General features: G+C 65.2%; 8 protein-coding genes and 1 pseudogene. 2 read left to right on the plus strand and 7 right to left on the minus strand.

What is annotated here, in order from left to right; translation table 11 throughout:
• Positions 1-5: 5 nt before the first annotated feature.
• The 4 genes from AWB75_RS08685 to AWB75_RS08700 all read right to left on the minus strand — a co-directional run bounded on the left by AWB75_RS08685 (position 6) and on the right by AWB75_RS08700 (position 7,846).
• Positions 6-1,217: an efflux RND transporter periplasmic adaptor subunit gene (locus AWB75_RS08685; RefSeq protein ID WP_061123684.1), complete on the minus strand. Its 1,212-nt coding sequence runs from the start codon at positions 1,215-1,217 to the stop codon at positions 6-8.
• A 595-nt stretch (positions 1,218-1,812) separates the two neighbouring features.
• The gene (locus AWB75_RS08690; protein WP_061123819.1) at positions 1,813-3,339 is read right to left on the minus strand and encodes an efflux transporter outer membrane subunit; all 1,527 of its coding nucleotides are present in this window, start codon (positions 3,337-3,339) and stop codon (positions 1,813-1,815) included.
• Position 3,340: 1 nt separating this feature from the next.
• Positions 3,341-6,526, minus strand: a complete 3,186-nt coding sequence (locus tag AWB75_RS08695) for an efflux RND transporter permease subunit (RefSeq protein ID WP_061123685.1) — start codon at positions 6,524-6,526, stop codon at positions 3,341-3,343.
• 15 nt (positions 6,527-6,541) lie between these two features.
• Positions 6,542-7,846, minus strand: coding sequence for an efflux RND transporter periplasmic adaptor subunit (locus AWB75_RS08700; protein WP_061123686.1), 1,305 nt, complete (start codon positions 7,844-7,846; stop codon positions 6,542-6,544).
• A 464-nt stretch (positions 7,847-8,310) separates the two neighbouring features.
• Here AWB75_RS08700 and AWB75_RS08705 point away from each other — a divergent pair, with 464 nt between their 5' ends.
• Entirely contained in the window at positions 8,311-8,955 is a 645-nt protein-coding gene (locus AWB75_RS08705; RefSeq protein WP_061123687.1) for a TetR family transcriptional regulator, read from the plus strand.
• Here the strand turns inward: AWB75_RS08705 and AWB75_RS08710 are convergent.
• On the minus strand, positions 8,938-9,570 hold the full coding sequence (locus AWB75_RS08710; RefSeq protein ID WP_061123688.1) for a cysteine hydrolase family protein: 633 nt from the start codon (positions 9,568-9,570) through the stop codon (positions 8,938-8,940). The two genes, AWB75_RS08705 and AWB75_RS08710, sit on opposite strands and share 18 nt — an antisense overlap.
• Positions 9,571-9,698: 128 nt before the next feature.
• On the opposite strand from AWB75_RS08710, the pseudogene AWB75_RS08715 reads away from it, so the two are divergent.
• Positions 9,699-10,654: pseudogene (locus AWB75_RS08715) on the plus strand (GlxA family transcriptional regulator).
• Here AWB75_RS08715 and AWB75_RS08720 read toward each other — a convergent pair.
• Positions 10,651-11,451 carry a CoxG family protein gene (locus AWB75_RS08720; protein WP_061123689.1) on the minus strand — a complete coding sequence of 267 codons (801 nt, stop codon included), beginning with the start codon at positions 11,449-11,451 and terminating at the stop codon, positions 10,651-10,653. The pseudogene AWB75_RS08715 and the gene AWB75_RS08720 sit on opposite strands and share 4 nt — an antisense overlap.
• Positions 11,452-11,526: 75 nt before the next feature.
• Positions 11,527-11,904: a DUF427 domain-containing protein gene (locus tag AWB75_RS08725; RefSeq protein ID WP_061123690.1), complete on the minus strand. Its 378-nt coding sequence runs from the start codon at positions 11,902-11,904 to the stop codon at positions 11,527-11,529.
• Between the last annotated feature and the right edge of the window lie 140 nt (positions 11,905-12,044).

Here is a 12,044-nt window from a genome sequence, read left to right on the forward strand (position 1 = left end):
CCTCCTTACGCGCCGGCGGCGGAGGCGGCCTGCGCACCCGACGCCTGAGCCGCCGCCGTTGCCGGAGCGGCAGGCGCAGCGGGCAGATGCGCGGGCACCGCCTTCACCGGCATGCCCGGCCGCACCTTGTCGATGCCCTCGACGATCACGCGGTCACCCGGATTCAGGCCGCTGTCGACGACCCAGTTCTGGCCATAGGTGCCCGAGGTCACGAGCGGACGCATCGCCACCTTGCCGTCCTTGTCGACGACCATCGCGAGCGCCGTGCCCTTCTGGTCGTGCGTCACGCCCTGCACCGGCACGACGAGCGCTTCCGGATTCACCCCTTCCTCGATGTGCGCGCGCACGAACATGCCCGGCAGGAGGACACGGTCCGCGTTGCGGAAGATCGCCCGCACGGTGACGGAGCCGGTGGACTTGTCCACGGTCACATCGCTGAATTGCAGCTTGCCCTGCTCGGAATAGACGCGGCCGTCCTCGAGAATCAGCGTGACCTTCGCGGCGTTCGGGCCGTTCGTCGACAGACGCCCTTCCTGGATCTGACGCCGCAGCTTCAGACCGTCGAGGCTCGATTGCGTGAGATCGACATACATCGGATCGAGTTGCTGCACGGTGACCATCAGCGTGGCCTGCGCGCCCTGCACGTAAGCGCCCGGCGTCACCTGCGAGATGCCCGCCTGGCCCGTCACGGGAGACGTCACGTCGGTGTAGCCGAGATTGATCTGCGCGGTGTCGATCGCGGCCTTGGCCGATGCGACGTCGGCTTCGGCCTGGCCCATCGCCGCGACCGCGTTGTCGTAGTCCTGCTTGCTGACCGCGTTCGACGCGACCAGCACCTTGTAACGCTCCGCCTGCGCGGTCGTCGAAAGCAGATTGGCGTGCGCTTTCGCGTACGACGCCTTCGCGGTGTTCAACTGCGCGATGAACGGCGCGGGGTCGATCTTGTACAGACGCTGGCCTTGCTTGACGACGCTGCCCTCGGTGAACTCGCGGCGCAGCACGATGCCATCGACGCGCGCGCGCACCTGCGCATCGAGGAACGCGCTCGTGCGGCCCGTCAGTTCCGCGGTGACCGGCACGGCGGCCGGTTGAAGTGTGACGACGCCGACTTCCGGCGTGTGTTGCGCCATCGGGGGATGCTTCTCCCCGCAGCCCGCCGCAAGCAGGGCGGCCGCCGTGACACCGACGAGGCGGTATGGAATCCGTTTGAGATACATGGGACGCAGACCTCCGTGATTACTGAAAATGAATGGCGTGCGGTCCTCGCGCTCATGGCGGGCCGCGCACGCGACGTGTTCTCGTGCGATGCGGGAAACAGATGGCGGCGCTGTCCGTACCGATGGGCCGGATGCGCGTCGTAAGTGGCTGATCGCCGCGTCGCATGGCAAGGCGCCGCCGGACATCCAGCGGAGTCATTTCCCTTCCGGGATGACAGCCCTTATTTTTTGGATACCTAAATTTAAGATTAGCCCTAGAGCGAAAATCATCGAGCCGGATGCAGCGACAACGAAAACGGCGTCTGGTCGATGCCTTGACCGGACTTCGTGACAAATTGTCTTTAAAGGACCGCTGGAGCGGGTCGCGCGAAACCGGCTGACGATGATGGCCGAGACAAGCAGCCGATTATAGATACCACCCGCGATGAGGATGCCTAATCGACAGGCAGATGTGTGAAGATTTGATGGAGATTAGAAGAAATGCAGCGCAGGCGCGCGCGATCGGGAACCGCGCTGCGAGCCCGCGCTCGATCGAAGCGCACATGTAAAAAAAGCCCGGCACGCGGCCGGGCTCTCTACATCGCGTCGAGGCGGATCAACTCGCCGCAGGCGCCGAGGCGGGCTGCGGCGCGCCTTGCGAGCCGTAGTCGACGGGCACATCCGCCGGGCGCGGGGCATCGCCCGAACGCTCGATCCATCCGCCGCCGAGAAACTGATACAGATCGACGAGGTTGGTCAGCCGGTTCAGGCGCGCCGTGATGAGCAACTGCTGCGCCTCGTAGAGCGCCGTCTGCGCGGTCAGCACGGAGAGATAGCTATCCACGCCGTTGCGATATCGCAGGTCCGACAGCTCCAGACGACGGCTCTGCGAATTCACGAAGCGTTCGAGGGACTTGATCTGCTCATCGAAGGTGCCACGCGCGGCGAGACCATCGGCGACTTCGCGGAACGCGGTCTGGATCGCCTTCTCATAATTGGCGATCTCGATGCGCTTCTGCACGTTCGCAAGATCGAGGTTGGCCTTGTTCTGGCCGCCCTCGAAGATCGGCACCGTGATTTGCGGCGCGAACGACCACGCGGCCGACCCCGGCTTGAAGAGGCCGCCGAGCGTCGGCGACAGCGTGCCGAAGCTGCCCGTCAGCGACACGCGCGGGAAAAACGCCGCGCGCGCCGCGCCGATGTTCGCATTCGCGGCCAGCAGCGACTGCTCCGCCGCCGCGATGTCGGGACGGCGCGTGAGCAGCTCGGACGGCAGGCCCGCCGGAATGTCCGACAGCACGTTCTGCGTGTCGAGCGGCATGCCCGTCGGCAGATCGGCCGGCAACGGTTCGCCGACGAGCAGCACGAGCGCGTTCTCCGCCTGCGCGCGCAGACGCGACTGCGTTTGCAGATTCGCCTGCGCCTCTTCGACCACGCCTTCCGACTGACGCAGATCCAGTTCGGTGCCGGTGCCGTTATCGAACTGCAGCTTCGTGATACGGAACGACTCCTGCGCCGTCTTCAGCGTGTTCTGCGTGACGACGAGCTGATCGTCGAAAGCGATCATCGTCAGATACTGATCCGCCACCGACGACACCAGCGCGATCTCCGCCGCCTTGCGCGATTCCGCCGTCGACAGATATTGCGCGAGCGCCTGATCCTTCAGGCTGCGGATGCGCCCGAAGAAGTCGATTTCCCACGACGCGTTCAACCCGACCGAATACTGGTTCGAGATCGTCCGGTCGAGGAACGAAAGGTTCCTCGGCGTGCGCTGCTTGCTCTGCGACGCGGACGCATCGAGCGTCGGGAACAGGCCCGCGCGCGTGATCTGATACTGCGCGCGCGCCGCCTCGACGTTGAGCACCGAGACGCGCAGGTCGCGGTTGTTCTTCAGCGCGAGCTCGACGATTCTTTGCAGGCGCGCATCGGCGAAAAAGTCGCGCCAGCCGATATCCGGCGCGCTCTGCCCGTTCGCGGTGCGGCCATTGCTCGCCGTCGACGACGCGTCCGGCTGGTGCGCGTACACGCCGCCTTCCGGAAACGTCTGCGTGACGGGCGCCGCCGGCTGCTCATACTTCGGCTGCAGCGTGCAGCCGGCGGCGAACAGGGCCACGGCGGCCGTGATCAAAGAGTGTTTAAGCATCTCAGTGTCCTTCCTTTTCGGACCCATTCTGCGAGCCGCCATGCGGACCTTCGAAATCGCCCGACGTACCCGGCGACGGCACATCCTTGCTCTTGCTGAACTTGCTGATAACGACGAAGAACATCGGAATCAGGAAGATGGCGAGGAAGGTCGCGGTCAACATGCCGCCGATCACGCCGGTGCCGATCGCGTGCTGGCTCGCCGAGCCCGCGCCGTTGCTGATCGCGAGCGGCAGCACGCCGAGAATGAACGCGAGCGACGTCATCAGGATCGGGCGCAACCGCAGACGCGACGCTTCCATTGCCGCTTCGACCGTCGACATGCCCTGCATGCGCAGCTCGCGCGCGAACTCCACGATCAGAATCGCGTTCTTCGCCGACAAGCCCACCGTCGTCAACAGGCCGACCTGGAAGAACACGTCGTTTTCCAGACCGCGCAGCGTGGCGGCGAGCAGCGCGCCCAGCACGCCGAGCGGCACGACCATGATCACCGAGAACGGAATCGACCAGCTTTCATACAGCGCCGCAAGACACAGGAACACGACGAGAATCGAGATGCCGTACAGGATCGGCGCCTGCGAACCGGACTGGCGCTCCTGATACGACAAGCCCGTCCATTCGTAGCCGATGCCCGCGGGCAGCTTCGCCGCGATCGCTTCCATCGCGGTCATCGCCTGACCGGTCGACTTGCCGGGAGCCGCCGCGCCCTGGATTTCCACCGACGAGATGCCGTTGTAGCGCTCGAGCTTCGGCGAGCCGTAAATCCAGTTGCCGGTCGCGAACGCGCCGAACGGCACCATCGTTCCCGCGCCGTTGCGCACGTACCACTTCTCGAGGTCTTCCGGATTCATGCGGAACCGTGCATCGCCCTGCACGTAGACCTTCTTGATCCGGTTGTCGACGTCGAGGAAGTTGTTCACGTACTGCGACGCCCATGCGACCGAGAACGTCTGGTCGATGTCCGACACCGATACGCCGAGCGCATTCGCCTTCTCGCGATCGATGTTCACCTTGAACTGCGGCGTGTCGTTCAGGCCGTTCGGCCGCACCTGCGCGAGCGTCGGGTCCTTCGCGGCCATGCCGAGCAGCATGTTGCGCGCTTCCATCAGCTTCGCGTGACCGACGCCCGAGCGGTCCTGCAGCTCGAAGTCGAAGCCCGCGGCGGTGCCGAGTTCCGGAATCGACGGCGGATTGACCGGGAAGATCAGCGCGTCCTTGTACGGCGCGAAATGCATGAACATCCGGCCGACGAGGGCCTGCACCTTCTGGTCGCTGTGCTGGCGCTCCGCGTAGTCCTTCATCCGCACGAACACGAGACCGGAGTTCTGGCCGCGTCCCGCGAACGAGAAGCCGTTCACGGTAAACACCGATTCGACGATCGATTTCTGGTCGGTCAGCAGCCAGTCCTGCACGTCCTTGAGCACGTGCGCGGTGTATTCCTGCGTGGACCCGGGCGGCGCCTGCACGAGCACGAACATCGTGCCCTGGTCTTCATCGGGCAGGAAGGACTTCGGCAGACGCAGGAACAGCATGCCCACCGCGACGATCACGACGATATAGATGATGAGCCATCGTCCCGAGCGCCGGATCACGTGCTGCACGCCCTTGTGATACTTGTCCTGGCTCTTGTTGAAGTTGCGGTTGAACCAGCCGAAGAAGCCCTTCTTCTCCGGCTCGTGCCCTTCCGGATGCGGCTTCAGGATCGTCGCGCACAGCGCCGGCGTGAGAATCAGCGCGACCATCACGGACAGCACCATCGCGGCGACGATCGTCAGCGAGAACTGCCGGTAGATCGCGCCGACCGAGCCGCCCGAGAACGCCACCGGCACGAACACCGCCGACAGCACGAGCGCCACGCCGATCAGCGCGCCGGTGATCTGGCCCATCGCTTTTCGTGTCGCTTCGCGCGGCGATAAATGCTCTTCCGACATCACCCGCTCGACGTTCTCGACGACCACGATGGCATCGTCGACCAGGAGACCGATCGCCAGCACGAGGCCGAACATCGACAGCACGTTGATCGAGAAGCCCACCGCCGACATGATCGCGAACGTGCCGAGCAGCACGACCGGCACCGCGATCGTCGGGATGATCGTCGCCCGCAGGTTCTGCAGGAACAGATACATCACGAGGAACACGAGCACGATACCTTCGATCAGCGTCTTGACCACTTCCTCGATCGACAGGCGCACGAACGGCGTCGTGTCATACGGGTACTTCACGACGAGACCGTTCGGGAAGTACTTCGACAACTCGTCGATCTTGGCGCGGACCGCCTTCGCCGTGGCGAGCGCGTTCGCGCCCGTCGCGAGCTGGATACCGAAGCCGGCGGTAGGCTGGCCGTTGTACTTCGTGTCGAAGTTGTAGTTTTCGCCGCCGAGCTCGATTCTCGCGACATCCTTGAGGCGCACTTGCGAGCCGTCCCGATTCACCTTCAGCAGGATGTTGCCGAACTGCTCCGGCGTCTGCAGCAGCGTCGCCTCGGTGATGGTCGCCTGCAGCATCTGCCCCGGCACCGACGGCGTGCCGCCGAGCGAACCCGCCGCCACCTGCACGTTCTGATTGCTGATCGCCGTCTTCACGTCCACGGGCGTGAGCGCGTAGTTCGTGAGCTTGGTCGCGTCGAGCCAGATGCGCATGGCGTACTGCGAGCCGAACAAGGTCGTGGTGCCGACACCATCGAGACGCGAGAGCGGGTCCGCCACCTTCGACGCCACGTAGTTCGCGAGGTCGTACTTGCTCATGCTGCCGTCTTCGGACACGAACGCGAGCACGAGCAGGAAGCTCGAGCTCGACTTCGTGACCTTGGTGCCGAGCTGCTGCACGACCTGCGGCAAGAGCGGCGTGGCGAGCTGCAGCTTGTTCTGCACCTGCACCTGCGCGATGTCCGGATTCGTGCCGGCCGCGAACGTCAGCGTGACGGTGGCCGTGCCCGAGTCATCGGAGGTCGACGAGAGATACAGCAAGTGATCGAGACCGGTCATCTGCTGCTCGATCACCTGCGTCACCGTGTTTTCCACGGTGCTCGCCGATGCGCCCGGATAGTTCGCGCTGATCTGGATCGCAGGCGGCGCGATCGTCGGATACTGCGAGACCGGCAGCGTGAAGATCGACGCCATCCCCGCGAGCATCAGGATGATCGCGATCACCCATGCGAAGATCGGTCGATCGATAAAAAACTTTGCCATGTAACAGGCTCCCTTTTATTGCGCGCCCGAAGCGGCCGATGCGGGTTGTGCGCCGCTTGCGCCGCTCGTACCGCTCGTACCGCTTGCACCGCTTCCATTCGCCGCAGCCGGAGCCGCCGCCGCGCCCTGCGCGCCCGATGCGGCGCCCGGCGCCTGGGCAGCCTGCGCGTCCGAGGCGGGATACGGGAATTTCGCGGCGACCGGCTTCACCTGCATGCCGGGCTTCGCCTTGTCGACGCCGTTCACGATCACGCGGTCGCCCGCGTTCAGGCCGCTGTCGACCACCCAGTTGTTGCCGAAGGTGCCGCCCGTGACGAGCTGGCGGATCTCGACCTTGTCGTCCTTGCCCACGACGAGCGCCGTCGGCTGGCCCTTCTGATCGTGCGTGACGCCGATCTGCGGCACGACGAGCGCGCGGTCGTTCACGCCTTCCTGGATGCGCGCGCGCACGAACATGCCCGGCAGCAGCACGCGGTCCTTGTTCTGGAAGATCGCGCGGACCGTGACGGAGCCGGTGCTCTGGTCGACGCTCACGTCGGAGAACTGCAGCTTGCCCTGCTCGGTGTAAGTGCGGCCGTCTTCCAGCACGAGCGAGACCTTCGCGGCGTGAATGCCCTCGGTCTGCAGACGCCCTTCCTGAATCTGGCGGCGCAGCTTGAGGCCTTCGACGCTCGACTGCGTCAGATCGACGTAAATCGGGTCGAGCTGCTGCACGGTCGTGAGCAGGGTCGCCGCGCTCGCCTGCACGTACGCGCCGGGCGTGACCTGCGACAGACCCGTGCGGCCGGTGATAGGCGAGACGACGTCGGTGTAGCCGAGATTGATCTGCGCGGTATCGACGGCAGCCTTGCCAGCGGCGATATCCGCGACGGCCTGACCTTGCGCGGCCACGGCGTTGTCGTAGTCCTGCTTCGACACGGCGTTCGCCGCGACGAGGATCTTGTAGCGCGACACGAGCGCGTTCTGCGACGCGACGTTCGCCTGCGCCTTCGCCAGCGACGCCTTCGCGTTGTTCAACTGCGCGATGTACGGCGCCGGATCGATCTTGTAGAGCCGCTGACCGGCCTTGACCTCGGCGCCTTCGGTAAACTCTCGGCGCTGCACGATGCCGTCGACCCGTGCACGCACTTGCGCGACGAGATACGCGCTGGTGCGGCCCGGCAAGTCGACTACGACCGGCACGCTCGTCGGCTGCACGGTGACGACGCCCACTTCGGGCGTTTGCGGCGGAGGTGCTGATTGTTTTTGCCCGCACGCTGCCAGAAACACGGCAGCCGTCGCGGCGGTGATTAAGCGGAGTGGAACCCGTTCGACGCGCATGGAGCGACCTCTGTCTAAGACTGAGAGTGAAGTAAGTGCGCGGCCGCCTTCCCCGGGCGATGCCGCGCACAAAGCGTCGTAAAGACGCTGACCAAAAGCAGTGAGACCAGTGGCGCCAAGGCCGGCTTGCAACGGGCGCTTCCTTGTTTTTCACGCGACGCCTTCGAACGCCGCCGAAGACTGAAAACAGCCAGAAACATCGAAGAGCGGCCAGAACGGCCATCTCAAAAATAAGGCGCGCTGCACACCACGCCGCCGTTACAACTTGGGCTTACTGGTCGGTGGGTGGTATTGTATATACATTCACGAATGAATGTAAAAAACAAGCACAACCCGATCTTACAGCGTGTTAGGCGAAATTCGCTTGAACATACAATCAATTAGACAGAATCTCGACGAAGGGAACGCCTTTCGCGCGTCGTCGGGGCGAGACATGCAGGAGAAGACGGCCACCGCCGCACGATATGGTCAGACGAACCAAGGAAGAAGCGCAGGCGACGCGCAACCGCGTGCTCGACGCAGCCGAGCGCGTGTTTTACGAAAAGGGGGTGTCGCGGACGACGCTCGCGGATATCGCGCAGGCCGCGGGCGTGACGCGCGGCGCAATTTACTGGCACTTCGCCAATAAGGGCGATCTCTTTAACGCGATGTTCGACCGCAGCCTGCTGCCGCTGGACGAACTCGTCGAAGCGACGCTGGACGGCAAGGAAGAAGACCCGCTCGCGCGTCTGCGCGAGCTTTTCGTCTGGTGCATGCGCAATATCACGAGCGACGAGCAGCGCCGCCGCGTGTTCGACATCCTTTTCCTGAAGTGCGAGTTCGTCGAGGAAATGGGGCCTGTGCGCGAGCGGCATCAGAACAACATGCGCGACGGCATGGAGCGCATCGAGCGCGCGCTGCGCAACGCCGTCGAACAGAAGCAGTTGCCCGCGACGCTCGACACGTCGCGCGCGACCGTCATGCTGCACTGCCTCTTCACCGGCATCCTGCACGATTCGCTGATGCTGCCCGATCTCGTGCATCCGGAACGCGACGCCGAAGCGCTCATCGATGCGTGCTTCGATGCCCTGCGTTGCAGCCCCGCCCTGCTGTCACCGGCTGGCGGCTGAGTTCGCCGCGAGCGCCCGCTGGTTCGACGCGTAGATGTTGTCGCGCGCGGGCGGCTCGCCGCTTTCGAGCGCGCCGATCCACTCGTGCGTGTCGAGCACGGCGGCGAAGCGCGATTGCATCACCACCGTGAACACGCGGTGGATCTCCTCGGCGCTCGCCTTGCCCGCGCGGTTTTCGTAGGGCACGGCGCCCGTCGCATCCGCGAGAAATTCGACTGACAAACCCGCATGCGCCGCGTGCTTCACGGTGGAATCGTCGCAATTGTGGGTCATGTAGCCTGCGATCACGATCGTGTCGATGTCGTTGGCCGCGAGCCATTCCGCGAGATCGGTGCCCGCGAACGCGCTCGGCAGCGATTTCTCGACGTAATGCGCGCGCGGCCGCGATGCCACCGTTTCATGCAGTTCCGCCATCGCCGAGCCGCGCGCGAAGATCGGCGCGCTCGCGGGCGCGAAATTCTGCACGACGACGACCGGCACGCCGTGCTTTTTGGCGGCGTCCATCGCCCGGCCGATATTGGCGAGCGACACGTTCACATCGGGATATTCGATCAGCAGGTTGCCTTCGACGTACTCGTTCTGCACGTCGATGACGATCAGGGCGCGGCGCGGCATGGTTCATCTCCTTTAGGTGTCGCTGCATTGTCGCCGCGTGCGTGCGAAGCCGAGAAGTGGCCCGATCGCCATCTTTCGACGAAACCGGGCCAAAATACCCGAATCCATCGTTTCGGAAGGGCCGAGCCATGAAGCGCCATTCGATCGCCGTCGTCGCGTTCGACCGCATCAGCCCGTTTCATCTCGCGGTGCCGTGCATCGTGTTCGGCGAGGAGCGCGGCGCGATCGGCGTGCCGTCGTTCGATTTCCGGGTCTGCGCCGCCGAGCCGCAGGCGCTGTCGACATCGGCGGGATTCACGATCGCGGCCCGCCATGCGCTCGATGCGCTCGATTCCGCCGACGTGATCATCGTCCCTTCCTGGCGCGATCCCGCCGAAACGCCGCCGGCCGCGCTGCTCGCTTCGCTGCGCGCGGCGCACGCACGCGGCGCGTGGGTCGTTGGGCTGTGTCTTGGCTCCTACGTCCTTGCGGCGGCGGGCCTGCTCGACGGCCGCGCGGCCACGACGCACTGGGCGTGGGCCGACGATTTCGCGCGCCGCTTTCCGCGCGTGCGGCTCGACCCGAACGTGCTTATATCGACGACGACAACATCACGACTTCCGCCGGCACCGCGGCGGGGCTCGATTGCTGTCTGCATGTGCTGCGCAAGCTGGCCGGCTCGCACGCGGCGAACCAGGTTGCGCGGCGGCTCGTGGTGCCGCCGCATCGGCAGGGCTCGCAGGCGCAGTTCATCGATGAACCGCTGCCCGAGCGCGCGAACGGCGAAAAGCTCGCCGGACTGCTCGACTGGCTGCGCGCCAATCTGCAAACGGATCATTCGCTGGATGCGCTTGCCGCGCGCATGGCGATGAGCCGCCGCAACTTTACGCGGCGCTTTCGGCAGACGACGGGCACGACGGTCGGCGCGTGGCTCGTCGGGCAACGCGTCGCGCTGGCGCAACGGCTGCTCGAGGACACGGATTTGCCGGTCGATCGCATTGCGGAGACGAGCGGCTTTCGCACCGGCGCGACGCTGCGCCAGCAGTTCGCACAGACGCTGAAGACGTCGCCCTCGGCTTATCGACGCGCGTTTCGTGGGGTTTAGCGCAAGCCCACGTGCTGCGCGAGATACGCGAACAGCGCGATGCACACGAGCATCGCGGCCCACGCCCACACCGGCAGGCCGAGCGGATGCGGGTCGTGTGAATGATCGCGGTCGTGATGCACGAAGCCATGCCCGTGCAGACGATGCCGCAGCACGCCGCTCGCATGCGCATCGGCGGATGGCGCGCGCAGCGCGCCCGAGCGACGCGAGAACGCCACCGACATCGAGCTGGGCCGCAGAAACACATGCCGGCGCGCGGCGCTTTCGCCCGCGGCGCGCATCGACGGCAAGCCGTGCTTCGCGCGCACCACTTCGCAGAATTCCGCGAAGAAGTCGTCGGCGCCTTCGCGCAGCGCGTTCTCGATCTGCCGTGATGGCAAGCCGGCCAGCGGGCCCGACACCGTCGCCCAGACCGTGTACTCGATCCAGGTCGAATCGCCGTCGTCTTCGTCGGGATTGAGCGCAACCGCGATCTGCCCGCGCAGCGAACCCACGCCCTCGCCGCGCGCCTTGAAGCTCAGCGTGCGCGCGTAGGCGACATCGGCATCGGCGGGTTCCGTGGTGTCGCCCTCGGCATGCGCAGCCTGACGCGTGCGCCCCGCGGCATGCGCGCGGATTTCGTAGCGTGCCCGCAGCGCGCCGAGCGGCACGATCAGCGTGAGGGCATACTCGCCGCCGGGCGTGCGCGTGAATGATTCGCAGTTGTCCAGACTCGCCCGCAGCAGCGCGAGATCGCCCAGCGCGTCCCGGACATGCGCCGGGTCGAGCGGAACGCGCAATGCATCGGTGACTTCCATTCGAGCCTCCGCTGGCAGGGATCGCATGCGTTCGTTATGGCTGAGCGGTGTGTCAATGTCTGTTCGAAGGCGCGCCTAAGAAGTCTCGTCGATCCGATCGACCCGCGCGCGGTGGAACGCGAGATAGCCCTTGATCTTCGCGGCGGCGTCGGGCGGCGACTCGTAACTCCACGCGGCGTTCTCGACCGGGCCGTCTTCCGTCAGCAGATGATAGTGCGTGGCCTGGCCCTTGATCGGGCAATGCGTGATGTGGATCGAGCGTTCGAGGCGCGCCATGTTGACGTCGGCGCGCGGGAAGTAGTGCACTTTTTCGGCGTCCGTCTCGACGAGCGTGAGAGCGGCGTGGGTATCGGCGTAGGTGACGCCCTGATGGATCACGCGGCAGCGCCGGCCGTTCGGCGTGACCTCGATCCGATGCGCCGCTTCGTGCCCGTCGTTGAGTTCCGTGCCCATCCTGATGCGCCTCCCGCGTCTGAACCGAAATGCCCAAGAAAAAGCCACGCGGCATCGAGATACCCGTGGCTTAATTATGAGACAAACTTCGGATGCTGGGTGAGCGCTTTCTATGCCCCGCGCGTTCTCTCTTGGACGCG

It is taken from the genome of Caballeronia catudaia, assembly GCF_001544755.2.
GTDB lineage: Bacteria > Pseudomonadota > Gammaproteobacteria > Burkholderiales > Burkholderiaceae > Caballeronia > Caballeronia catudaia.

Bases quoted from the DNA above. Each gene is read 5' to 3' on its own strand.
- AWB75_RS08695 (WP_061123685.1), bottom strand. From the start codon at position 6,526: ATGGCAAAGTTTTTTATCGATCGACCGATCTTCGCATGGGTGATCGCG.
- AWB75_RS08685 (WP_061123684.1), bottom strand. From the start codon at position 1,217: ATGTATCTCAAACGGATTCCATACCGCCTCGTCGGTGTCACGGCGGCC.
- AWB75_RS08720 (WP_061123689.1), bottom strand. From the start codon at position 11,451: ATGGAAGTCACCGATGCATTGCGCGTTCCGCTCGACCCGGCGCATGTC.
- AWB75_RS08705 (WP_061123687.1), top strand. From the start codon at position 8,311: ATGGTCAGACGAACCAAGGAAGAAGCGCAGGCGACGCGCAACCGCGTG.
- AWB75_RS08725 (WP_061123690.1), bottom strand. From the start codon at position 11,904: ATGGGCACGGAACTCAACGACGGGCACGAAGCGGCGCATCGGATCGAG.
- AWB75_RS08710 (WP_061123688.1), bottom strand. From the start codon at position 9,570: ATGCCGCGCCGCGCCCTGATCGTCATCGACGTGCAGAACGAGTACGTC.
- AWB75_RS08690 (WP_061123819.1), bottom strand. From the start codon at position 3,339: ATGCTTAAACACTCTTTGATCACGGCCGCCGTGGCCCTGTTCGCCGCC.
- AWB75_RS08700 (WP_061123686.1), bottom strand. From the start codon at position 7,846: ATGCGCGTCGAACGGGTTCCACTCCGCTTAATCACCGCCGCGACGGCT.